Origin of the sequence: Enterobacter cloacae complex sp. 342H5 (assembly GCF_050030905.1) — a bacterium.
Classification (GTDB): domain Bacteria; phylum Pseudomonadota; class Gammaproteobacteria; order Enterobacterales; family Enterobacteriaceae; genus Enterobacter; species Enterobacter intestinihominis.
This window is the reverse complement of sequence record NZ_JBLGVB010000001.1, coordinates 3476378-3498568: the sequence shown is the minus strand read 5'-3', so window position 1 is coordinate 3498568 and position 22191 is coordinate 3476378. Positions and strand designations below refer to the sequence as shown.

Sequence of the window (22191 nt, the reverse complement as noted above, 5' to 3'; positions counted from 1 at the left end):
GAACTAAACCAGACTCTTCAACCGATAAATCCACTCCAGCGCCTGACGCGGCGTCAGCGAATCCGGATCGAGATTTTCCAGCGCTTCCACAGCCGGAGAGGTCTCTTCCGGGACCGCCAGCAGTGACATCTGCGTACCATCTATCTGCGTAGCTGCCGCATTCGGTGACAAACTTTCCAGCTCACGCAATTTCTGACGCGCGCGCTTAATCACCTCTTTCGGCACGCCCGCCAGCGCGGCGACGGCCAGGCCATAGCTCTTGCTTGCCGCGCCGTCCTGCACCGTGTGCATAAAGGCGATGGTGTCGCCGTGCTCAAGCGCATCAAGGTGAACGTTAGCCACGCCTTCCATTTTCTCTGGCAGCTGTGTCAGTTCGAAATAGTGCGTCGCGAACAGCGTCAGCGCCTTGATTTTATTCGCCAGACTTTCCGCGCACGCCCAGGCCAGGGACAGGCCGTCATAGGTGGAGGTACCGCGTCCTACTTCGTCCATCAACACCAGACTGTTCTCTGTCGCGTTATGCAGAATGTTGGCGGTTTCGGTCATCTCGACCATAAAGGTAGAGCGACCGCTCGCCAGATCGTCCGCCGCACCCACACGGGTGAAGATACGGTCGACAGGGCCAATCTCAACCTTCTGCGCCGGAACGTAGCTGCCGATGTAGGCGAGCAGCGCGATAAGGGCTGTCTGGCGCATATAGGTACTTTTACCGCCCATATTGGGGCCGGTAATGATCAGCATTCTTCGCTGCGGTGACAGATTCAACGGGTTGGCAATAAACGGCTCGTTCAGCACCTGCTCAACCACCGGATGGCGACCTTCGGTAATGCGAATACCGGGTTTGTCAGTAAAGGTTGGACAGGTGTAGTTCAGCGTTTCGGCGCGCTCGGCCAGGTTTACCAGCACATCCAGCTCGGCCAGCGCAGCGGCGCTCATTTGAAGGTCAGCCAGATGCGGCATCAGGATGTCGAACAGCTCGTCATACAGCTGTTTCTCCAGCGCCAGCGCTTTACCTTTCGACGTGAGCACTTTGTCTTCGTACTCTTTCAGCTCGGGAATAATGTAGCGCTCGGCATTTTTCAGCGTCTGGCGGCGAACGTAGTGAATCGGTGCCAGGTGGCTCTGCCCACGACTGATCTGGATATAGTAACCGTGTACGGCGTTGTAGCCGACTTTCAGGGTGTCGAGCCCCAGACGTTCACGCTCGCGGATTTCCAGCTTATCCAGATAATCCGTCGCGCCATCGGCCAGCGCACGCCATTCGTCCAGCTCTTCGTTATAACCCGGAGCAATAACCCCGCCATCCCGCACCAGAACAGGCGGCGCATCAATGATGGCGCGTTCCAGCAGTTCGCGAAGCTCGGTAAATTCGCCCATGGTTTCGCGCAGCTTTTGCACTGGCGCGCTGTCGATCTCTCCCAGCTGAGCGCGCAGTTCCGGCAACTGCTGGAAAGCGTGACGCATACGGGCGAGATCGCGTGGACGCGCGGTACGCAATGCCAGGCGCGCCAGGATACGCTCAAGGTCACCCACCTGACGCAGCACCGGCTGCAATTCGGTGTAACGATCCTGCAATGCGGCAATGGTTTGCTGACGGCCAATCAGCGTTTCGGTGTTGCGGATCGGCATATGCAGCCAGCGTTTGAGCATACGGCTGCCCATGGGGGTAACCGTGCTGTCAAGAACCGACGCCAGCGTATTTTCCATGCCGCCAGCGAGGTTCTGCGTGATCTCCAGGTTGCGGCGCGTGGCGGCATCCATGATGATGCTGTCCTGCTGACGCTCCATGGTAATTGAACGGATATGGGGCAGGGCGGTACGCTGCGTATCCTTCACGTACTGCAACAGGCAGCCTGCGGCACATAGCCCGCGCGGGGCATTTTCCACACCAAAGCCAATCAAATCGCGCGTGCCAAATTGCAGGTTCAGCTGCTGGCGCGCGGTATCAATTTCGAACTCCCACAGTGGACGACGACGCAGGCCGCGGCGACCTTCAATCAGCGCCATCTCGGCGAAATCCTCTGCATAAAGCAGTTCTGCCGGATTGGTGCGCTGTAGTTCAGCCGCCATGGTTTCACGGTCAGCCGGTTCACTCAGGCGAAAACGACCGGAGCTGATATCCAGCGTGGCGTAGCCAAACCCTTTACCGTCCTGCCAGATCGCCGCCAGCAGGTTATCCTGGCGCTCCTGAAGCAGGGCTTCATCGCTGATGGTTCCCGGCGTCACGATGCGTACGACCTTGCGCTCAACGGGGCCTTTCGACGTGGCCGGGTCGCCAATTTGTTCGCAGATAGCGACAGACTCGCCCTGGTTCACCAGCTTCGCCAGATAGTTTTCAACCGCGTGATGCGGGATACCCGCCATCGGGATGGGCTCGCCTGCCGACGCGCCACGTTTCGTCAGAGAAATGTCGAGCAGCTGAGACGCACGTTTCGCATCGTCATAAAAAAGCTCGTAAAAATCGCCCATACGGTAAAACAGCAGAATTTCCGGATGCTGTGCCTTCAGCTTCAGGTACTGCTGCATCATTGGCGTATGCGCGTCGAAATTGTCGATTGTGCTCATGGAGTTATGATATCCATTTCTTTGAAAATATTACGCTTTGAGCGGCTCAATGGCCGATTGTTCCTTCTATTGTCGCATGAAAAAAAGGTGCGGCGCAGAAAAAAGTCACGACTTTACGAGGCATCTTCCGCTATTAATTCAATGATGATTTTTCCGTGCTCGACGCCCACCCGAACCTGCGAGTTGGTGGTAAATCCCGCTTGTTCAAGCCAGTCGCCTTTCAGGCTCAGCGCTGCGTGTACGCTGTAGCGTTTTGGAATTTTCGTTTTACGGTCTTCATGACGTTTTCTGAAGTAACCCACTTTTAAGTGCCGATAGGGTTTGGCGATCGCGATCTGTTGCATAGGCTCTCCGGTGAATGCGGTTATTTACACCTGTATAAAATACCAGTAAAACGCAGCGAGGGGAGGGGTAATTCTGGAAGGACGCTTCAGAAAACGGAATGCAATAACTGAAAATGTGCGGATAAAAAGGTATTATAAATGCACTTTATTGTTGAGGACGACGTTATGTCCGGTAAACGTATTTCACGAGAAAAAAAGACGATCGCCAGAATGATCGCCCTGTACGAAAACAGGTGTCCACACGCCATAAAGGAAGAGGGGCACTATTCGGCGCTTAAGGCTTATGCCGATAAGCGGCTGGATAAATGCGTATTTGGTGAGGAAAAACCTGCCTGCAAACAGTGCCCGGTGCACTGTTATCAGCCCGCCCGACGGGAAGAGATGAAGCAGGTGATGCGCTGGGCAGGGCCACGTATGTTATGGCGTCATCCGATTCTGACCATCCGACATCTGATCGACGATCGTCGTCCGGTTCCGGAATTACCGGAAAAGTATCGGCCCAAAAAATAACCGGCTCAGCGCCGCAGTGGACGACAAATCACGCTCAGGGCGACGGCGCGGCGCAGGCAGGCAGAAAAAGAGCACCAAATATCCCTGCGCCAGCGCGGGAGCGATATGTACCCGCTGACGCTCGCCGCCGGAATGACGGGTTATTTCAGGCTCTCTTTATCGATTCCCAGACGCTTCATACGCGAGAGCAGGGTGGTACGCTTCAGCCCCAGCCGTTGCGCCGCACCTTTCGGTCCGGCTACCACGCCGTTGGTCTCCTTCAGCACTCGCATAATGAGCTGATATTCATCTTCTCCCTCTTTCGCAAGCTCGCTTGCGGCCACGGTCGTTTCAGAGAGAGTAACCTCTGGCAGGGAGAGCTGGAGCACGTTCCCGCGCGTCAGCAGGACCGCGCGCTCAATGACGTTTTCCAGCTCGCGCACGTTCCCCGGCCACTCCATCGCCGAAAGGGTGCGTAGCGTTTCGGCAGGAATACTGTCGATATTTCGCCCCATCCGGCGGGCAATCTTCGCGGTAAAGGCTTTCACCAGCAGCGGAATATCTTCCGGGCGTTCGCGCAGCGGCGGCAGGCAGATCGGGAAGACGTTCAGACGATAGTAAAGATCGCTGCGAAACTCGCGGTCGGCGACCATTTTTTTCAGATCGCGGTTGGTGGCGGCAATCAGACGCACGTCGGTCTGGATCAGCTTGTTGCTGCCGAGACGCTCGAACTCCTGCTCCTGCAAAACGCGCAGCAGCTTAGGCTGAAGCTCCAGCGGCATATCGCCCACTTCGTCGAGGAACAATGAGCTTTTATCCGCCAGTTCAAAACGGCCCAGCCGCTGGCTGCTGGCGCCGGTAAACGCGCCGCGCTCGTGGCCGAACAGGTCGCTTTCCAGTAAGCCCGCAGGCATCGCCGCGCAGTTCATCTTCACCATCCGGCGGCTGTTGCGGTTGCTCAGGTTGTGGATCGCCCGGGCAATCAGCTCTTTCCCTGTGCCGGTTTCACCGAGGATCAGCACCGTGCTGTCGCTCTGCGCCACCATCTCCACCTGCTTGAGGATGTTGTACATGGCATCGCTGCGTCCGATGATTTCGCCAAACTCGCTGTCCACATTGTTGAGCTGCTCGGTCAGCGCCAGGTTTTCGTCCACCAGCCGTTCTTTCAGACGGTGGATCTCCTGATAGGCGAGGGCGTTATCCAGCGCAATGGAGATACGTTCGGCGATCTGGCGCAGCAGCTTCAGGTTGGCGGTGGTAAATACGGCTTCATCGCACTGCGCCAGTTTAAGCACGCCGAGCATGGTGTTGCCGGACATCAGCGGCAGCAGGCACAGGGTCTGGATCTTGTTGCCCCAGGTGTTAAACAGCATCCGCTCGTAGGGCGCTACCGGATCCTGCTCGCTGAGGTTTAACAGCAGGATCTCTTTGCTTTTAAATACCCGTTCAGACAGGGTTCCCGCTTCGTCCACTTCGCTTTGCTCGTGCGCCGGGTTAGCTTCGTCGAGGTAGTGGGTGGAGTAGATGTTCAGCTTGCCCTTACGGTTGCCGCGCAGCGCAATGCTGATAGCATCGATCCTGAAATAGTGATGGATCTCTTTGGCGACTTCGCTCACCAGTTCGTCCATATCGAGACGCGACAGCACGGCATTGGTGATGGCGACCAGAATGCGGAAATTATCGCGCTCGCGGCTCAACAGGTCGTAATCCACGTTATTGGTGACGCGGCTTTGGATCTGCTCTGCCACGACGGCCACAATCTGCGTGAAGGTATGCAACCGCTCGTACTCCGCCTCGGTCCAGGGCTGGTCGTTATTACGGATAAACTCGCAGCCGCCAAAAATTTGCCCTTCCACCGCCAGCGGCAGCATGCTGTAGTGGCCGAACGGGTGGTAAAGGTTGCTCTCTGCCAGCTTCGGCCAGGCCTGGCGAAACTGGTCAAAATTGCAGTGCAGCGCTTCCGGGCGGGAGAGAATACGTCGCACCGGACCGTGGGCCAGAAACGTTTCATCTTCATATTCGAAGATTTTGCCGTTATCACGCGTTGAGAAATAGCTCGCGCGGTGGGTTGCGCTATGCCAGAGCACAATGGCGGCGCTGTCCGCCAGCGCTGATTGCCTGACCAGCCGCGTCAGGGCATCGCTCAGCGCGCCGAGGTCGGGCTGTTGTAAAAGTGTGCGCGTGATGTCAAACAGGCCCTGCTGTCCAAGATCGCTCATCGGTGTATACGGCATTATTGCTTTCCAATAGAAACTGGCAAAAAAGAGACATTCAGCGCTGACCGCTTTTGGCGCGGTCTAGCAAATTCGGGGTAACGGTTCAGCGTGCGGCAGATCCAGCGTGCGCTTCACGCCGTAAAGCCCGGTCAGGCGCACCCCTTTGCGCTCAACCACGTCGCCGATGATGGCCGCGTCTTTCCCTAAGGGATGTGCGCGCAGTTGTGCAAGTACGGCTTCCGCCGCCGTGCGTTCCACGCCGATCACCAGCTTACCTTCGTTGGCAAAGTTAAGCGGGTCTAGCCCTAATAGCTCGCACAGCCCGCGTACAGCAGGCTTAACGGGCAGGCCGCGCTCGGTCAGTTCAATTCCGCAGCCGCTGCTTGCGGCAAATTCGTGTACGACGGCATTCACGCCGCCTCGCGTGGCGTCGCGCAGGGCTTTTACACCCGGCATGTCGCGCAGCGTCTGGATCAGCGGCGTGAGTACCGCGCAGTCACTGTGCAGCTCGCCATCCAGCCCTAAGCCTTCGCGCAGGTTGAGGATGGTTGCCCCGTGGCAGCCCAGCGTGCCGCTGACAATCAGCACGTCGCCTGCGCAAAGCTGTTGCGCGCCCCAGTGAATGTCGGCGGGGATCGCCCCCATTCCGGCGGTGTTAATGAAGAGCTTATCCGCCGCGCCGCGCTGCACCACCTTGGTATCCCCGGTCACGATGGCGATCCCCGCCTCGCGGGCGGTGTGCGCCATGCTGTTGACCACCGCCGTGAGCGTCTCCATGGGTAACCCTTCTTCGAGGATAAACCCGCAGGAGAGGTAGCGGGGGATCGCGCCGCTGACGGCCACGTCGTTTGCCGTGCCGCAGACGGCGAGCTTGCCGATATCGCCGCCCGGGAAGAACAGCGGGTCAATCACGTAGCTGTCGGTAGAGAACGCCAGCCTGTCGCCGTGGGCGGTCAGGGCCGCGAGGTCAATACGCGCCTGATCTTCCTGCTCGGCGAGCCAGGGGTTGTTAAAGGCTTCCATGAACAGCCTGTTAATCAACTGCTGCATCGCCTGTCCACCGCTTCCGTGCGCCATTTCCACCGTGTTCATGCTTCACACTCCTGGTTGCGATAGTGATACCACGCGGCGCATGCCCCTTCGGAAGAGACCATCAGCGCGCCAAACGCGGTTTGCGGGTTACAGGCGTTGCCAAATAACGGGCAGTGATGAGGTTTGCATTTGCCGGTGAGTACGTCGCCACAGCGGGCGCGGGGATCGTCGCACACCTTCTGCGGCTGCGGGCGGAAATGCGCTTCGGCGTCGAAGGCGCGATACGCGGGCGTCAGGTGTACGCCGGATTCGGCAATCAGCCCCAGTCCGCGCCACTCGCTGTCGCCTTCGACGCTAAACACGTCGGCTATCGCCTGCTGTGCCCGTCTGTTACCTGCATCGGGCACCACGCGGCGATACTGATTTTCCACCACACTCAGGGCCGCTATTTTCTGCTCAACCAGCATGGTCACGCCTTGCAGTAGATCAAGTGGCTCGAAACCAGCCACCACTAACGGACGATTGTACTGTTCAGCGATAAAACTGTAGGCTTCTGTGCCGATCACCATGCTGACGTGTCCTGGTGCCAGGAAGGCGTCGATGCCGTTGTCCGGCGCTTCAAGCAGGCTACGCAGCGTGGGAATAAGCGTGATGTGCTGGCAGAAAAAGTAAAAGTTAGTGACGTTGCGGGCTTTCGCCTGCTGGAGAGTGATAGCGGTGGCGGGCATGGTGGTTTCAAAACCCAGCCCGAAAAAGACCACCTTACGCTCAGGATTAGCCATCGCCAGCGTCAGGGCATCCATCGGTGAGTAGACGATCCGCACGTCCGCGCCGCGCGCCTTCGCCTGGAGCAGCGAGCCATTTTTTCCCGGTACGCGCATGGCGTCGCCAAAGGTGCAAAAAATCACACCGGGGCGGCTGGCGATGTCGAGACAGCTGTCGATGCGCCCCATCGGCAGCACGCACACCGGGCAGCCGGGGCCGTGGATAAATTCGATGTTCTCCGGCAGCAGCTGGTCGAGGCCAAATTTGAAGATGGCGTGGGTGTGTCCGCCGCACACCTCCATGATCCGCAGCGGTTTTTCTTTCGTGTAGTCCAGCAGGGACGCGCGGGTTTTCAGGCGATCGATAAGCTGCAACACCTGCTCAGGCGCGCGATATTCATCAACGTAACGCATGTGTTATCGTTCCTCACCATACAGCAGGGCACCCACGTCCGGCTCAACGTCGAACATATTCTGTAGCGCGTCCAGCGTGTCACGGGCTTCTTCCTCATTAATCACGCTCATGGCAAACCCCACGTGGACCAGCACCCACTGGCCGAGACGCGTTGCGCCGGTCTCATCGTGGCTGCCCACCAGCGTCAGATCGACATCGCGCAGGATGCCGCAGATCTCCACTTTGGCCTGATTGCCGTCGATCGAATGAATTTGTCCGGGGACGCCTATGCACATCGTTCGCTCTCCAGCCAGTTCAGCCAGGCGTCCATCCCGTCGCCGCGCGTGGCGGAAACCAGCAGGATCTCAATGTCCGGGTTCACTTCCCGGGCGTAAGCCAGGCACTTATCCACGTCGAAATTCAGGTACGGCAGCAGGTCGACTTTGTTCAGCAGCATGAGGGAGGCGGCGGCAAACATATGTGGATACTTCAGCGGCTTGTCTTCCCCTTCGGTCACGGAGAGCACCGCCACTTTATGCCGCTCGCCGAGGTCGAAGCTTGCCGGGCAGACCAGGTTGCCGACGTTTTCAATAAACAGGATGCCGTTGTTCGCCAGCGGCAGGCGCGGGGCGGCGTCGGCAATCATCTGCGCATCCAGGTGGCAGCCCTTGCCGGTGTTGACCTGAATCGCGGGCGTACCGGTTTCGCGGATGCGCGCCGCGTCGTTTACCGTTTGCTGATCGCCTTCGATAACGGCGCAGGAGACTCGTTTATTCAGTCGTTTGAGGGTTTCGGTCAGCAGGGTGGTTTTACCGGAGCCGGGGCTGGAGACCAGGTTCAGTACCAGCTGTTGACGGGCGGCAAAGCGGGCGCGATTGCGGGCGGCGAGCTGGTTATTTTTGTCCAGCACATTGATCTCCACCTCCAGCATCTCGCGCTGGCTGATGCCCGGCGCGTGGGTGCCTGCTTCGCCGTGGCCGTAATGCAGGTCGCCCGCGTCTGAACGCTGCGGCGCAAAGGTGATGCCGGTCAGTGCCGCCGCGGGACGCGGTGCAGGAGAAAAGGGTGCGGAGCGAAACGCGGAGTGGGGACGGTGTTCATCCCCTTCTATATACAGGTTGCCTTCAGCGCAACCGCAGGTACTACACATACATTACTCCTTCTCGATTTCGAGGCGTTGGATCTGCATACCGTCATCCGCCACGATGCGCAGCCCGCTGCTCTGGCACTGCGGACAGCGCTGTACCTTCGATGACAGCAGCGTGACGTACTGCTGACACTGCTCGCACCAGCACTCCGCCTGCTGCTCCTCGATATGCAGTGCGCAACCCTCCGCCAGCGTGCCGCGGCACACCAGCTCAAAACAGAAGGTGAGGGCGCTGGTCTCGACGCAGGAAAACGCCCCGACCTTCAGCCAGACGCCGGTCACGCGCTTCGCATGGTTCTGCACAGCCTGCTGTTCGATAAGTTCCAGTGCCCGCTGGCAGAGGGTGATTTCGTGCATGACGCCTCCTTAATGAATTGCCCCTTTAATGCAATAACAGTGCCAGCTTGATTTGCGTTACGGCGTGACGATGTCAACGCTGTCGAAATGACACGTCGACACCGCAGCGGTGACAGTGCGCATCTCTTTAAAATCCATATAAATCAATAAATTAAAAACTGGCACGAAATCTGCTTAACAGCCGCTAACTCCATTAACCGGATACCTTTTATGACTATTTGGGAAATTAGCGAAAAAGCGGATTACATCGCGCAACGTCATCAGCAGCTTCAGGATCAGTGGCACCTCTACTGCAACTCTCTGATTCAGGGGATCACCCTCTCAAAAGCCCGTCTGCACCATGCCATGAGCTGCGCGGCGCAGGGGGATATGCGCTTTGTGTTGTTTGGACACTTCACGATTTTTGTCACCCTGGCGGAGAGCTTCAACAGCCACACCATTGAGTATTACGTTGAGACAAAAGAGGGTGAAAAACAGTGTATTGCGAAAGCCCAACTGATGGCCGACGGCATGGTGGACGGTCACGTCAGCACCCGCGATCGCCAGCAGGTGCTGGAGCACTATCTGGAGAAAATCGCGCCGGTTTATAACGGCCTCTACGCTGCCGTTGAGCACGATCAGCCGATCAACCTGAAACAGCTGATCGACGGAAAATCCTCCGCGAACGTAGCCTGAAAAGCGAGTGTCGAGAAGTGTCGATAAGACAGTTTTTTTTCGTCAAAAATGACCATCACCAGAGGATGACCCGGTGAACCGTTTTGTAATTGCTGACTCGACGGTCTGTATTGGCTGTCGAACCTGTGAGGCGGCGTGCTCGGAAACGCACCGCCTGCACGGGCTACAGTCCATGCCGCGCCTGCGCGTCATGCGTAATGAGAAAGAGTCTGCCCCGCAGCTCTGTCACCACTGTGAAGACGCGCCATGCGCGGGCGTCTGTCCCGTCAATGCCATCACCCGCGTTGACGGCGCGGTACTGCTGAACGAAAGCTTGTGCGTGAGCTGCAAGCTGTGCGGCATCGCCTGTCCGTTTGGCGCCATTGAGTTTTCCGGCAGCCGTCCGCTGCATATTCCGGCGAATGCCAACACCCCGAAAGCGCCGCCTGCGCCACCGGCTCCGGCACGCGTGAGCACGCTGCTCGACTGGGTGCCGGGCATTCGTGCCGTTGCTGTGAAGTGCGACCTGTGCAGCTTCGATGAACAAGGTCCGGCCTGCGTGCGCACCTGTCCGACCAAAGCGTTAATTCTGGTTAATATTCGCGACATCGCCCGCACCAGCAAACGCAAGCGCGAGCTGACCATCAATACTGACGTCGGCGATCTTTCGCTGCTGCGGGCGCTTAACGAGGGGGCGAAATGAACGCGATAGTTATGATGACCAGCGGCGTGGCCTGGTTTGCCGCCGCCGCTGTCCTGGCGCTGCTCCTCTCCTTCCATAAAACGCTGAGCGGCTGGATCGCCGGTATCGGCGGGGCGGTCGGCAGCCTGATGACGCTGGCGGCGGGCGGCGTTGTCCTGATCGACGGCCAATCCGTCGACACCCTCATCCCGCTGATTCACCACGCCGTTGAGCTTACGCCGCTAAATGCCATCTGGCTGGTCACCTTTGGTCTGTGTGGGTTGTTTATCAGCCTGTTTAATATCGACTGGCACCGCCATCAGCACACCAACGCCAACGGCCTGCTGGTTAACCTGTTGATGGCCGCCGCGGTCTGCACTGTTGTCGCCAGCAACCTCGGCGCGCTGGTGGTGATGGCTGAAATCATGGCCCTGTGCGGCGTGTTCCTGACCGGATGCAGCGCCTCCGGCAAGCTGTGGTTTGCGCTCGGACGACTCGGCACGCTGCTGCTGGCGCTGGCCTGCTGGCTGGTGTGGCAGCGTTTCGGCACGCTGGACTTTGCCGTGCTTAACGGCCAGCCGCTGGGGAATGACGTCTGGCTGTTGGGCGTAGTCGGTTTTGGCCTGCTGGCCGGGATTATCCCGCTGCACGGCTGGGTGCCGCAGGCGCATGCCAATGCCTCGGCCCCGGCTGCCGCGCTGTTCTCCACCGTGGTGATGAAGGTCGGTCTGTTCGGCATCCTGACGATAACCCTGACGGGCGGCCAGCCGCCGCTGTGGTGGGGCGTGGCGCTGCTGATTGCGGGAATGATCACCGCATTTGTCGGCGGGCTGTACGCCCTGATGGAGCATAACATCCAGCGCCTGCTGGCGTACCACACCCTGGAGAATATCGGCATCATCCTGCTCGGCATGGGCGCGGGTGTCAGCGGGCTGGCGCTCAACCAGCCGGCGCTGATTGCCGCCGGGTTTATTGGCGGTCTGTATCACCTTATCAACCACAGCCTGTTTAAAAGCACCTTGTTCCTCGGCGCGGGCAGCGTCTGGTTTCGCACCGGGCACCGCGATATTGAAAAGCTCGGCGGGATTGGCAAAAAAATGCCCGTCATTTCGCTGGCGATGCTGGTCGGGCTGATGGCGATGGCCGCGCTGCCGCCGCTGAACGGCTTTGCCGGGGAGTGGGTGATCTATCAGTCCTTCTTCGCGCTCGGCCAGAGCGACGCGTTTATCGCGCGGCTGCTCGGCCCGCTGCTGGCGGTTGGGCTGGCGATTACCGGGGCGCTGGCGGTGATGTGTATGGCGAAGGTTTACGGCGTCACCTTCCTGGGCGCGCCGCGCACCCGCGAAGCGGAAAACGCCTGTTGCGCCCCGGTGCTGATGGCCACCAGCGTGGTCGCGCTGGCGCTGTGCTGTATCGCAGGTGGGGTTGCCGCGCCGTGGCTGCTGCCGCTTCTGGGCCACGCCATTCCGCTGCCGCTGGCTACGGCGCATACCGTCGTGTCCCAGCCGATGATGGCGCTGCTGCTGATTGCCGCGCCGCTCCTGCCGTTCGTGCTGATGCTGTTCTTCAGACGCGACCGTCTCGCCTCCCGCTCGCGCGGCGCGGCGTGGGCCTGCGGCTACGAACACGAGCAGTCGATGGTCATCACCGCCCACGGTTTCGCCATGCCGGTGAAGGAGAACTTCGCCGCCGTGCTGAAGCTGCGCCACTGGCTGAACCCGGTGGGCTGGGTGCCGGGCTGGCAGAGTGCCGCCGTGCCCGTGCTGTTCCGCCGCCTGGCGCTGATCGAGCTGGCGGTGCTGGTGGTGATTGTCATTTCACGAGGAGCCTGACATGAGTTTGTTACTGGCAATTCTTCAGGCGCTGGCGCTGTTTGCCGCCGCGCCGCTGCTGTCGGGCATCACGCGCGTGGCGCGCGCCCGGCTACACAACCGTCGCGGGCCTGGCGTGCTCCAGGAGTACCGCGATCTCTTCAAGCTGCTCTCCCGTCAGAGCGTCGCGCCGGATGCCTCAGGTTGGGTGTTCCGCCTGACGCCGTTCGTGATGGTCGGCGTGATGCTGACCATCGCCACCGCGCTGCCGGTAGTGACGGTGGGCTCGCCGCTGCCCGTGCTTGGCGATCTGATTACGCTGATCTACCTCTTCGCCATCGCGCGTTTCTTCTTTGCGATTGCGGGCCTGGACACCGGCAGCCCGTTTACGGGTATCGGCGCCAGTCGTGAGGCGATGCTCGGCGTGCTGGTTGAGCCAATTCTGCTGCTGGGGCTGTGGGTCGCCGCGCAGGTTGCTGGCTCGACCCACATCAGTTTCATCACCGACACCGTTTACCACTGGCCGGTTTCACGTTCGCTCCCGCTGGTGCTGGCGCTCTGCGCCTGCGCGTTCGCCACCTTTATCGAGATGGGCAAGCTGCCGTTCGATCTCGCGGAAGCGGAGCAGGAATTGCAGGAGGGGCCACTCACCGAGTACAGCGGCTACGGCTTTGCGGTGCTGAAGTGGGGCATCAGCCTCAAGCAGCTGGTGGTGTTGCAGATGTTCGTCGGCGTTTTCTTCCCGTGGGGGCAGATGACGCACTTCTCTGCGGGCGGCCTGCTGCTGGCCGTTGTGGTGGCTGCGCTCAAGCTGCTTATCGGCGTGCTGGTGATTGCCCTGTTTGAAAACAGCATGGCGCGCCTGCGTTTTGTCGAAACGTCACGCATTACCTGGGCTGGTTTTGGTTTTGCATTTTTAGCGTTCGTCTCCTTGCTGGTGGCGTGATTAAAGAGAGTGTTTATGTCTGAAGAAAAGAAAGGTCAGCAGTATCTCGCCGCGTTGCATCAGGCTTTCCCGGGCGTGGTGCTGGAGGAGTCCTGGCAAACCAAAGACCAGGTAACCGTCACCATTAAGGTGAACTATCTGCCGGAAGTGGTGGAGTTTCTCTACTACCAGCAGGGCGGCTGGCTGTCGGTGCTGTTCGGCAACGACGAGCGTCAGCTGTGCGGCAACTATGCGGTGTACTACGTGATGTCGATGGAGCAGGGCGAGAAGTGCTGGCTCACCGTGCGCGTCGAAGTTGACCCGAACAAGCCGGAGTACCCGTCCGTCACGCCGCGCGTACCCGCCGCCGTCTGGGGCGAGCGCGAAGTGCGCGACATGTACGGCCTGGTGCCGGTTGGTCTGCCTGACGAGCGTCGCCTGGTGCTGCCGGACGACTGGCCGGATGAACTCTATCCGCTGCGCAAGGACAGCATGGACTACCGCCAGCGTCCGGCCCCGACAACCGACAGCGAAACCTACGAGTTCATCAACGAGCTGGGCAGCAAGAAGAATAATGTGGTGCCGATCGGCCCGCTGCACGTCACCTCTGACGAACCGGGCCACTTCCGCCTGTTCGTCGACGGCGAAAACATTATCGACGCCGACTACCGCCTGTTCTACGTCCACCGCGGCATGGAGAAGCTGGCGGAGACCCGCATGGGCTACAACGAAGTCACGTTTCTTTCTGACCGCGTGTGCGGCATCTGCGGCTTTGCCCACAGCACCGCCTACACCACCTCGGTGGAGAACGGCATGGGGATCGTGGTGCCGGAACGCGCGCAGATGATCCGCGCCATTCTGCTGGAGGTGGAACGCCTGCACTCACACCTGCTGAACCTCGGCCTGGCCTGCCACTTCGTCGGCTTTGACTCCGGGTTTATGCAGTTCTTCCGCGTGCGTGAGGCATCAATGAAGATGGCGGAGATCCTCACCGGGGCGCGTAAAACCTACGGCCTGAACCTGATCGGCGGGATCCGCCGCGACCTGCTGAAAGACGACATGATCCAGACCCGCCAGCTGGCGCAGCAGATGCGCCGCGACGTGCAGGAGCTGGTGGACATGCTGCTCAGCACGCCAAACATCGAGCAGCGCACCGTCGGGATTGGTCGTCTTGACCCGGAAATCGCCCGCGACTTCAGCAACGTCGGTCCAATGGTGCGCGCCAGCGGCCACGCCCGCGACACCCGCGCCGATCACCCGTTCGTCGGCTACGGCCTGCTGCCGATGACCGTGCACAGCGAGCAGGGCTGCGACGTCATCTCCCGCCTGAAGGTGCGCATCAACGAGGTGTTTACTGCGCTGAACATGATCGACTACGGCCTCGATAACCTGCCGGGCGGCCCGCTGATGGTGGAAGGCTTCACCTACATTCCAAACCGCTTTGCCCTCGGATTCGCCGAAGCGCCGCGCGGGGATGACATTCACTGGAGCATGACCGGCGACAACCAGAAGCTCTACCGCTGGCGCTGCCGTGCGGCGACCTACGCCAACTGGCCAACCCTGCGCTACATGCTGCGCGGTAACACCGTCTCTGACGCGCCGCTGATCATCGGCAGCCTCGACCCGTGCTACTCCTGCACCGACCGCATGACCGTCGTGGACGTGCGCAAGAAGAAAAGCCAGATGGTGCCCTACAAAGAGCTTGAGCGCTACAGCATCGAGCGTAAGAACTCGCCGCTGAAATAAGGACTCGTCATGTTTACCTTTATCAAAAAAGTGATCAAAACCGGCGCGCAGACCAGCAGTTATCCGCTGGAGCCGATGCCGGTGGATAAAAACTTTCGCGGCAAGCCGGAGCACAACCCGCAGCAGTGCATCGGCTGCGCGGCCTGCGTCAACGCCTGCCCGTCGAATGCCTTAACGGTGGAAACGGACCTGAAAACCGGCGAGCTGGCCTGGCAGTTTAACCTCGGGCGCTGCATCTTCTGCGGCCGCTGCGAGGAGGTCTGCCCGACGGTAGCCATTCGCCTGTCTCAGGAGTACGAGCTGGCGGTGTGGAAAAAAGAGGATTTCCTCCAGCAGTCGCGCTTTGCGCTGTGCAACTGCCGCGTCTGCAAGCGTCCGTTCGCCGTGCAAAAAGAGATCGACTACGCCATCGCGCTGCTGAAGCACAACGGCGACGTGCGTGCGGAGCATCACCGTGAAAGCTTCGAAACCTGCCCGGAGTGCAAACGTCAGAAATGCCTGCTGCCGTCTGACCGCATCGATTTAACCCGTCATATGAGAGAGGCCAGCTGATGGAAAACTTACTCGGCCCGCGCGACGCTAACGGCATTCCGGTGCCGCTGACGGTGGAGGAGTCCATCGCCAGCATGAAGGCGTCGTTGCTGAAAAAAATCAAACGCTCGGCCTACGTCTATCGCGTGGACTGCGGCGGCTGCAACGGCTGTGAGATCGAAATCTTCGCCACCCTGTCACCGCTGTTTGACGCCGAACGCTTCGGCATCAAAGTGGTGCCGTCCCCGCGCCACGCGGATATCCTGCTGTTCACCGGCGCGGTCACCCGCGCGATGCGCTCGCCTGCGCTGCGCGCCTGGCAGTCTGCGCCGGATCCGAAAATCTGCATCTCCTACGGCGCCTGCGGCAACAGCGGCGGCATCTTCCACGATCTTTACTGCGTCTGGGGCGGCACCGACAAAATCGTGCCGGTGGACGTCTACATTCCGGGCTGCCCGCCGACGCCCGCCGCCACGCTGTACGGTTTTGCCATGGCGCTCGGCCTGCTGGAGCAGAAGATCCACGCCCGCGAGCCGGGCGAGCTGGACAACCAGCCAGCCACTCTCCTGCACCCGGATATGGTGCAGCCGCTGCGGGTGAAGATCGACCGCACGGCGCGCAGGCTGGCGGGTTACCGCTATGGCCGTCAGATTGCAGACGATTATCTGCGTCTGCTGAGCCAGGGCGACCATCAGGTGGCGCGCTGGCTGGAGGCGGAAAACGATCCGCGTCTCAATGAGATCGTGGCAAACCTGAACAGTATTGTGGATGAGGCGCGTATCCGATGAGTGAAACGGTGGTGTTCAGCCAGCTGAGCCGTAAGTTTATTGATGAGAACGATGCCACGCCGGATGCGGCGCAGCAGGTGGTCTATTACAGCCTGGCTATTGGGCACCACCTCGGGGTGATCGACTGCCTTGAAACGGCGCTAAGCTGCCCGTGGCCCGAGTACCTGGCGTGGATCGCCACGCTGGAGGAGGGCAGCACGGCGCGGCGCAAAATGGAGGGCGTGCCGAAGTACGGTGAGATCGTTATCGACGCCAACCACATTGCGATGCTCGCCAACGCCTTTGACGCGGCGCTGAGCGTACAAACCCCGGCGCAGCAGGCGTGGAGCAAAACGCTGCTCGGCATGCTGCACGATATTCATCAGGAGAGCGCCATCTACCTGATGGTGAGGAGATTACGTGACTGACGTTTTACTGTGTGTCGGCAACAGCATGATGGGCGACGACGGCGCGGGCCCGCTGCTGGCGGAGATGTGCGCCGCGAACCCGCCGGGCAACTGGGTGGTGATTGACGGCGGCAGCGCGCCGGAAAACGACGTGGTGGCCATTCGCGAGCTGCGCCCGGACAGGTTGTTAATCGTCGATGCCACCGATATGGGGCTCAACCCCGGCGAGATCCGCCTGATTGACCCGGACGACATCGCCGAGATGTTTATGATGACCACCCACAACATGCCGCTGAACTACCTGGTGGATCAGATTAAAGACGACGTGGGTGAGGTGCTGTTTCTGGGCATTCAGCCGGACATCGTCGGGTTTTATTATCCGATGACGCCGCCGGTGAAAGAGGCGGTGGACGTGGTGTATTCACGGCTTGCCGGGTGGGTTGGGGACGGGGGTTTTCAGCCCCTCACCCCGGCCCTCTCCCCAGAGGGGAGAGGGTGAAAACCGCATCGAGCAGTTTGTAGGCCGGGTAAGGCAACGCCGCCACCCGGCAAAACAGGCTACGCCAGATCCGCCCCGTTACTCGCAATCACCTTCTTATACCACCAGAACGATTTCTTGCGCTTGCGGTCCAGCGTGCCGTTCCCGGCGTCGTCGCGGTCGACGTAGACAAACCCGTAGCGCTTACTCATCTCCCCGGTTGAGGCCGAGACCAGGTCAATGCAGCCCCAGGTGGTGTAGCCCATCAGCGGGACGCCGTCCTCAATCGCGTCACCCATCGCACGGATATGCTCGCGCAGGTAGCTGATGCGGTAGTCGTCGTTGATCTCGCCGTTTTCATCAATGACGTCCTTCGCCCCGAGGCCGTTTTCCACCAGGAACAGCGGCTTCTGGTAGCGGTCATACATCATGTTCATGGTGATGCGCAGCCCGAGCGGGTCGATGCCCCAGCCCCACTCGCTCACCTGAATATGCGGGTTGCGCAGGGACTTCACGATGTTCGCCGCGCTGGTGTTGCCCGCGTTCATATCCGCCGACGCGCAGCGCGAGGCGTAATAACTGAACGAGACAAAGTCGACGGTGTTTTTCAGCAGGTCGTCGTCGCCGGGGTCTTTCACAATCACCACCCCTTTCTCGCGGAACACGCGGGCGGAGTAGGCCGGATAGCTGCCGCGCGCCTGCACGTCGATAAAGAACAGGTTCTCGCGATCTTTCTCCAGTGCCATCCACACGTCTTCCGGCTTGCAGGAGTAGGGGTAGAAGTTACCGCCCGCCAGCATGCAGCCGACCTGGTTTTCCGGGTTCACCTCGTGGGCGATTTTGGTCGCCAGCGCGCTCGCCACCAGCTCGTGGTGCGCGGCCTGGTATTTCACCTGGTCTTCGTTTTCCCCTTCCTCAAACACCAGCCCCGCGCCGGAGAACGGGCTGTGCAGCATAATGTTGATTTCGTTGAAGGTCAGCCAGTATTTCACCAGCCCGTTAAACGCCTCGAAGCAGGTGCGGGCGTAGCGGGCGAAGAAATCCACCATCTTACGGTTGCGCCAGGAGCCGTACTCCGTCACCAGGTGCATCGGCACGTCGAAATGGCAGAGCGTCACCAGCGGCTCGATGTTGTACTTTTTGCACTCCTCGAACACCGCGCGGTAGAAGGCAATGCCCTCCTGATTTGGCAACGGTTCGTCGCCATTCGGGTAGAGGCGGCTCCAGGCAATCGAGGTGCGGAACACCGTAAAGCCCATCTCCGCCATCAGGGCAATGTCTTCTTTGTAACGATGGTAAAAATCAATCGCCTCGTGGCTCGGGTAAAATTCGTCGTCACGCAACGAAAACCGTTTTTCCTTGCCGACTTTTACCGCCAGACGGTTTGCGCCGTGGGGGATCATATCGACCGTTGTCAGTCCTTTGCCGCCTTCACGGTAAGCCCCTTCACTCTGGTTGGCGGCAAGCGCGCCGCCCCATAAAAATCCTTGTGGAAAAACAGACATTCTTACCTCGCTTTCAGTTTATGCTTCTGCTGCTTTGTTCTGTACCGGTGCGGTTTGCAGGGCGCGTGCTTTTTCGGCTTCGTCTTCTACCGGGATATCTTCAAACCCTAACAGCAGGGTCAGCACGAACGACAGCACCACAGCCAGACCCATCACGCCAAACACCCAGACGATGGTCATCGGGTTGGCCGGGTCGAAGAACTGCACGCTGGTGAACAGCCCCGGCGCCGCCATGGAGTGGCTGGCAAGACCGGCCATGCCGGCCACCGCGCCGCAGATAAAGCCGCTGATCAGGCTCGCAATCAGCGGACGCTTCAGGCGTACCGCCACGCCGTACAGCGCCGGTTCAGAGATCCCCGCCATGATGGCGGAGGCCGCAGCCGCCAGCGCCGTCTGGCGCAGCTCCGGGTTTTTGGTTTTCCACGCCACCGCCAGCGATGAACCGCCGAGTGACAGGTTGGCGCCGATTTCCGACGGCATCACCATCCCTTCTTTGCCCGTTTCGGCAATGGTCTGGATGATGGTCGGCGTAAACACGCGGTGCATCCCGGTCATTACCAGCAGCGGCCACAGCGCGCCCATAATGGCAACGGAGAGCCAGCCCAGATAGCCGTGAATGGTGTAGACCAGCGCGGAGATGGCGCTACCGATCCAGATCCCAAGCGGGCCAATCAGCACGATGGCGAGCGGGGCGGCAATCAGCACGATCAGCATCGGCTTGAGGAAGTTTTTGGTCACCGCCGGGGTGATGCGATCCACCCAGCGTTCGATATACGACAGGCACCAGGTCATCACCAGGGCCGGGATAACGGTATAGGTGTATTTCACCGCCGTCACCGGAATTAAGGCAAATTCTACATGCTCGCCCTGCGCCGCTTTCGCCATCAGCTCGATAAAGCTCGGGTGAACCAGTACGCCCGCAATGGCTATCGCCAGGGACATGTTGGTTTTGAACTTCACCGCTGCGGAAGCCGCCACCATCAGCGGCAGGAAGAAGAACGCGCCGTCGCCAATAACGGTCAGGATCGTCAGCGTCGGGTCACCTTTGCCCAGCACGCCGGTCATCTCAAGGATCATCGCCAGCAGCTTGACCATCGACCCGCCGATGATCGCCGGGATCAGCGGAGACATGGTGCCGATCAGCGCGTCGAGGATCCCGGCGCCAATCCGGCGCAGCGTAAGCTTCTGTGGACCTTCCGCTACGGCAGGTTGCAGGTTGGCGGGCAGCAGGCTCACCACTTCACGGTATGCCTGGGACACGGTGTTGCCGATGATCACCTGGCACTGATTGTCGTTGCGCACCACGCCGAGCACGCCGCTGATGCTTTTCAGACGCGCGGCGTCGGTAAGGCTTTCGTCTTTCAGAACGAAGCGCAGGCGCGTCATGCAGTGGGTGACGGCGACGATGTTCTCTTTACCGCCCAGCGCGCTAACCACGTCATTTGCCAGCGCAGCGTAATTTTTTGCCATCGGATGTGATCCTGTTATCGTTGTGAGAAGTGTAGGAAACCGGTTTCACATAATCATCATGAGTTTCTTTTAATGAAACAAGACCACTTTTTATGCATTTTTTCGTTTCGTGATGACGATCACTCGTGGCCGTAAAAAGCGTGATAACGCCGCTGCGACAATTTTTCTGCGGTGAAGTACACTGCGGCTCATCAGATTTGAATGGAATAACACTATGACCACGATGCTGGAAGTGGCGAAGCGGGCAGGCGTGTCGAAAGCGACGGTCTCCCGGGTACTGTCGGGGAACGGTTACGTCAGCCAGGAGACGAAAGACCGCGTGTTTCAGGCCATCGAAGAGAGCGGGTATCGCCCCAATCTGCTGGCGCGAAACCTGGCGACCAAACGCACCCAGACCCTGGGGCTGGTGGTGACAAACACCCTGTACCATGGGGTCTACTTTAGCGAGCTGCTGTTTAACGCCGCGCGGATGACGGAAGAGAAGGGGCGTCAGCTGATCCTGGCGGACGGCAAGCACAGCGCCGAAGAGGAGCGCGAGGCGATCCAGTACCTGCTCGACATGCGCTGCGACGCGGTGATCATCTACCCGCGTTTTCTGAGCGTGGAAGCGCTGGACGAAATTATTGAGAAATGCGAGCAGCCGATTATGGTGCTCAACCGCCGTTTGCGGAAAAACAGCAGCCACAGCATCTGGTCCGATCATAAAGCGTCGTGTCAGGACGCAGTATCGCAGTTGATCGCGAAAGGCCACCGGGAGATTGCGTTTATCACCGGTTCGCTGGATTCCCCCACCGGCGTGGAGCGTCTTTCCGGCTACAAGGACGCGCTGGCGCAGCACGGCATTGCCCTGCGTGACCCGCTGATCGCCGAAGGGAAGTGGAGCCCGGCCAGCGGCGCGGCGGCGGTCTCTCAGCTGCTCACCCGCGGCGAAACGTTTACCGCGCTGGTGGCGAGTAACGACGATATGGCGATTGGTGCCATCAGGCAGTTGCACGAGAGCGGCGTCGCCACGCCGGGCGCGGTGTCCGTCATCGGCTTTGACGACGTGGCAATCGCGCCCTATATCGTGCCGTCCCTCTCCAGCGTGCGTATTCCGGTAACGGAGATGATCCAGGAGACCATCAGCCGCCTGATCTTCATGCTCGACGGCGGTGAGTTTAAGCCTCAGCAAACTTTTTCCGGCGAGCTTATCCTGCGCGGCTCCGTCATTGACGGCCCGCATCGCTGACGTCGACATCTGTCATCGTCACAAATGACGATGACAGATCCTCTTCTTTTTTATTTCTCTTTAAAATCAATGTATTAAATATTGGCACGGTTTATGAATAGCTTCGCGCATAACAGTTATGCCGGAGAAGCAGATGAACCGTTTTATTATGGCCGATGCCAGCAAATGCATTGGTTGCCGTACCTGTGAAGTGGCGTGCGTGGTGTCCCATCAGGCGGAGCAGGATTGCGCCTCCCTGACCCCCGACACCTTCCTGCCGCGCATCCACGTCATTAAAGGCGTGAATATTTCCACCGCCGCTATCTGTCGCCAGTGCGAAGACGCGCCGTGCGCCAACGTCTGTCCGAACGGGGCGATTAAGCGCGAGAAAGGCTTCGTGCATGTGATGCAGGAGCGCTGCATCGGGTGCAAAACCTGTGTGGTGGCGTGTCCGTATGGCGCGATGGAGGTGGTCGTTCGCCCGGTGGTGCGCAACAGCGGTATCGGGCTGAGCGTGCGCGCGGAGAAAGCCGAAGCCAATAAATGTGACCTCTGCTACCACCGCGACGCCGGTCCGGCGTGTATGGAAGCCTGTCCGACGCATGCGCTGGTCTGCGTCGATCGCGACAAGCTCGAACAGATGAGTGCCGAAAAACGCCGCCGTGCGGCGTTCGACACCTCGTCATCGCTGCTGTTTTAA

22 protein-coding genes are annotated in these 22191 nt (G+C 59.8%); 12 read left to right on the top strand and 10 right to left on the bottom strand.

The genetic code is table 11. The annotated features are described in order from the left end of the window. Positions 1-3: 3 nt before the first annotated feature. Complete coding sequence (gene mutS, locus ACQG03_RS16695; RefSeq protein WP_022649176.1) at positions 4-2565, bottom strand: DNA mismatch repair protein MutS; 2562 nt, start codon at positions 2563-2565, stop codon at positions 4-6. A 113-nt stretch (positions 2566-2678) separates the two neighbouring features. Next, entirely contained in the window at positions 2679-2909 is a 231-nt protein-coding gene (locus ACQG03_RS16690; RefSeq protein ID WP_022649175.1) for a SymE family type I addiction module toxin, read from the bottom strand. A 165-nt stretch (positions 2910-3074) separates the two neighbouring features. On the opposite strand from ACQG03_RS16690, the gene ACQG03_RS16685 reads away from it, so the two are divergent. Further along, positions 3075-3419 carry a nitrous oxide-stimulated promoter family protein gene (locus tag ACQG03_RS16685; protein ID WP_022649174.1) on the top strand — a complete coding sequence of 115 codons (345 nt, stop codon included), beginning with the start codon at positions 3075-3077 and terminating at the stop codon, positions 3417-3419. 140 nt (positions 3420-3559) lie between these two features. On the opposite strand, the gene flhA is transcribed toward ACQG03_RS16685, so the two are convergent. From flhA to hypA, 6 genes are all read right to left on the bottom strand, one after another. Beyond that, complete coding sequence (flhA, locus tag ACQG03_RS16680) at positions 3560-5632, bottom strand: formate hydrogenlyase transcriptional activator FlhA (protein WP_023330179.1); 2073 nt, start codon at positions 5630-5632, stop codon at positions 3560-3562. Positions 5633-5695: 63 nt separating this feature from the next. Beyond that, entirely contained in the window at positions 5696-6706 is a 1011-nt protein-coding gene (gene hypE, locus ACQG03_RS16675; protein ID WP_063163532.1) for a hydrogenase expression/formation protein HypE, read from the bottom strand. Further along, positions 6703-7824 (bottom strand): hydrogenase formation protein HypD, encoded by a 1122-nt coding sequence (gene hypD / locus ACQG03_RS16670; RefSeq protein WP_038416594.1) that lies wholly within the window; start codon positions 7822-7824, stop codon positions 6703-6705. The genes hypE and hypD overlap by 4 nt, the downstream gene beginning before the upstream one ends. A gap of 3 nt (positions 7825-7827) precedes the next feature. After that, positions 7828-8100, bottom strand: a complete 273-nt coding sequence (locus tag ACQG03_RS16665) for a HypC/HybG/HupF family hydrogenase formation chaperone (protein ID WP_045308750.1) — start codon at positions 8098-8100, stop codon at positions 7828-7830. Beyond that, entirely contained in the window at positions 8091-8954 is an 864-nt protein-coding gene (gene hypB / locus ACQG03_RS16660; RefSeq protein WP_023298470.1) for a hydrogenase nickel incorporation protein HypB, read from the bottom strand. Before hypB ends, ACQG03_RS16665 begins: the two co-directional genes overlap by 10 nt. 3 nt (positions 8955-8957) lie before the next feature. After that, a complete protein-coding gene (hypA, locus tag ACQG03_RS16655) occupies positions 8958-9308 on the bottom strand; it encodes a hydrogenase maturation nickel metallochaperone HypA (RefSeq protein ID WP_022649168.1) in 351 nt (116 codons plus the stop codon). A 210-nt stretch (positions 9309-9518) separates the two neighbouring features. Between hypA and hycA the strand changes: the two genes are divergently transcribed. The 9 genes from hycA to hycI all read left to right on the top strand — a co-directional run bounded on the left by hycA (position 9519) and on the right by hycI (position 17330). Next, complete coding sequence (hycA, locus tag ACQG03_RS16650; protein WP_022649167.1) at positions 9519-9983, top strand: formate hydrogenlyase regulator HycA; 465 nt, start codon at positions 9519-9521, stop codon at positions 9981-9983. A gap of 73 nt (positions 9984-10056) precedes the next feature. Continuing rightward, complete coding sequence (locus tag ACQG03_RS16645) at positions 10057-10665, top strand: 4Fe-4S dicluster domain-containing protein (protein ID WP_063163531.1); 609 nt, start codon at positions 10057-10059, stop codon at positions 10663-10665. Then, positions 10662-12476 carry a formate hydrogenlyase subunit 3 gene (hycC, locus tag ACQG03_RS16640; protein ID WP_038416592.1) on the top strand — a complete coding sequence of 605 codons (1815 nt, stop codon included), beginning with the start codon at positions 10662-10664 and terminating at the stop codon, positions 12474-12476. Before ACQG03_RS16645 ends, hycC begins: the two co-directional genes overlap by 4 nt. A 1-nt stretch (position 12477) precedes the next feature. Next, the gene (locus ACQG03_RS16635) at positions 12478-13401 is read left to right on the top strand and encodes a respiratory chain complex I subunit 1 family protein (protein WP_063163530.1); all 924 of its coding nucleotides are present in this window, start codon (positions 12478-12480) and stop codon (positions 13399-13401) included. A 15-nt stretch (positions 13402-13416) separates the two neighbouring features. Next, on the top strand, positions 13417-15126 hold the full coding sequence (gene hycE / locus ACQG03_RS16630; RefSeq protein WP_063163529.1) for a formate hydrogenlyase subunit HycE: 1710 nt from the start codon (positions 13417-13419) through the stop codon (positions 15124-15126). A 9-nt stretch (positions 15127-15135) separates the two neighbouring features. Further along, positions 15136-15678 carry a formate hydrogenlyase complex iron-sulfur subunit gene (locus ACQG03_RS16625; RefSeq protein WP_022649162.1) on the top strand — a complete coding sequence of 181 codons (543 nt, stop codon included), beginning with the start codon at positions 15136-15138 and terminating at the stop codon, positions 15676-15678. After that, the gene (locus tag ACQG03_RS16620; protein WP_022649161.1) at positions 15678-16445 is read left to right on the top strand and encodes an NADH-quinone oxidoreductase subunit B family protein; all 768 of its coding nucleotides are present in this window, start codon (positions 15678-15680) and stop codon (positions 16443-16445) included. Before ACQG03_RS16625 ends, ACQG03_RS16620 begins: the two co-directional genes overlap by 1 nt. After that, complete coding sequence (locus ACQG03_RS16615) at positions 16442-16852, top strand: formate hydrogenlyase maturation HycH family protein (protein WP_063163528.1); 411 nt, start codon at positions 16442-16444, stop codon at positions 16850-16852. The genes ACQG03_RS16620 and ACQG03_RS16615 overlap by 4 nt, the downstream gene beginning before the upstream one ends. Next, positions 16845-17330: a hydrogenase maturation peptidase HycI gene (hycI, locus tag ACQG03_RS16610; protein WP_022649159.1), complete on the top strand. Its 486-nt coding sequence runs from the start codon at positions 16845-16847 to the stop codon at positions 17328-17330. Before ACQG03_RS16615 ends, hycI begins: the two co-directional genes overlap by 8 nt. A 59-nt stretch (positions 17331-17389) precedes the next feature. On the opposite strand, the gene ACQG03_RS16605 is transcribed toward hycI, so the two are convergent. Beyond that, complete coding sequence (locus ACQG03_RS16605; RefSeq protein WP_023298466.1) at positions 17390-18814, bottom strand: 6-phospho-beta-glucosidase; 1425 nt, start codon at positions 18812-18814, stop codon at positions 17390-17392. Between the two features lie 18 nt (positions 18815-18832). Next, a complete protein-coding gene (ascF, locus tag ACQG03_RS16600; RefSeq protein WP_022649157.1) occupies positions 18833-20284 on the bottom strand; it encodes a PTS cellobiose/arbutin/salicin transporter subunit IIBC in 1452 nt (483 codons plus the stop codon). Between the two features lie 214 nt (positions 20285-20498). Here ascF and ACQG03_RS16595 point away from each other — a divergent pair, with 214 nt between their 5' ends. After that, complete coding sequence (locus ACQG03_RS16595; protein WP_063163527.1) at positions 20499-21512, top strand: LacI family DNA-binding transcriptional regulator; 1014 nt, start codon at positions 20499-20501, stop codon at positions 21510-21512. Between the two features lie 133 nt (positions 21513-21645). Beyond that, entirely contained in the window at positions 21646-22191 is a 546-nt protein-coding gene (gene hydN / locus ACQG03_RS16590) for an electron transport protein HydN (protein ID WP_017382793.1), read from the top strand.

What these genes read in the sequence shown, in the direction of transcription:
- ACQG03_RS16690 (WP_022649175.1), bottom strand. Translation starts at nt 2,909, where the DNA reads ATGCAACAGATCGCGATCGCCAAACCCTATCGGCACTTAAAAGTGGGT.
- ACQG03_RS16625 (WP_022649162.1), top strand. Translation starts at nt 15,136, where the DNA reads ATGTTTACCTTTATCAAAAAAGTGATCAAAACCGGCGCGCAGACCAGC.
- hycA (WP_022649167.1), top strand. Translation starts at nt 9,519, where the DNA reads ATGACTATTTGGGAAATTAGCGAAAAAGCGGATTACATCGCGCAACGT.
- hypA (WP_022649168.1), bottom strand. Translation starts at nt 9,308, where the DNA reads ATGCACGAAATCACCCTCTGCCAGCGGGCACTGGAACTTATCGAACAG.
- mutS (WP_022649176.1), bottom strand. Translation starts at nt 2,565, where the DNA reads ATGAGCACAATCGACAATTTCGACGCGCATACGCCAATGATGCAGCAG.
- ACQG03_RS16665 (WP_045308750.1), bottom strand. Translation starts at nt 8,100, where the DNA reads ATGTGCATAGGCGTCCCCGGACAAATTCATTCGATCGACGGCAATCAG.
- ACQG03_RS16615 (WP_063163528.1), top strand. Translation starts at nt 16,442, where the DNA reads ATGAGTGAAACGGTGGTGTTCAGCCAGCTGAGCCGTAAGTTTATTGAT.
- hycE (WP_063163529.1), top strand. Translation starts at nt 13,417, where the DNA reads ATGTCTGAAGAAAAGAAAGGTCAGCAGTATCTCGCCGCGTTGCATCAG.
- ACQG03_RS16620 (WP_022649161.1), top strand. Translation starts at nt 15,678, where the DNA reads ATGGAAAACTTACTCGGCCCGCGCGACGCTAACGGCATTCCGGTGCCG.
- hydN (WP_017382793.1), top strand. Translation starts at nt 21,646, where the DNA reads ATGAACCGTTTTATTATGGCCGATGCCAGCAAATGCATTGGTTGCCGT.
- hycC (WP_038416592.1), top strand. Translation starts at nt 10,662, where the DNA reads ATGAACGCGATAGTTATGATGACCAGCGGCGTGGCCTGGTTTGCCGCC.
- flhA (WP_023330179.1), bottom strand. Translation starts at nt 5,632, where the DNA reads ATGCCGTATACACCGATGAGCGATCTTGGACAGCAGGGCCTGTTTGAC.
- hypB (WP_023298470.1), bottom strand. Translation starts at nt 8,954, where the DNA reads ATGTGTAGTACCTGCGGTTGCGCTGAAGGCAACCTGTATATAGAAGGG.
- hypD (WP_038416594.1), bottom strand. Translation starts at nt 7,824, where the DNA reads ATGCGTTACGTTGATGAATATCGCGCGCCTGAGCAGGTGTTGCAGCTT.
- ACQG03_RS16685 (WP_022649174.1), top strand. Translation starts at nt 3,075, where the DNA reads ATGTCCGGTAAACGTATTTCACGAGAAAAAAAGACGATCGCCAGAATG.
- ACQG03_RS16595 (WP_063163527.1), top strand. Translation starts at nt 20,499, where the DNA reads ATGACCACGATGCTGGAAGTGGCGAAGCGGGCAGGCGTGTCGAAAGCG.
- ACQG03_RS16605 (WP_023298466.1), bottom strand. Translation starts at nt 18,814, where the DNA reads ATGTCTGTTTTTCCACAAGGATTTTTATGGGGCGGCGCGCTTGCCGCC.
- ACQG03_RS16635 (WP_063163530.1), top strand. Translation starts at nt 12,478, where the DNA reads ATGAGTTTGTTACTGGCAATTCTTCAGGCGCTGGCGCTGTTTGCCGCC.
- hypE (WP_063163532.1), bottom strand. Translation starts at nt 6,706, where the DNA reads ATGAACACGGTGGAAATGGCGCACGGAAGCGGTGGACAGGCGATGCAG.
- ascF (WP_022649157.1), bottom strand. Translation starts at nt 20,284, where the DNA reads ATGGCAAAAAATTACGCTGCGCTGGCAAATGACGTGGTTAGCGCGCTG.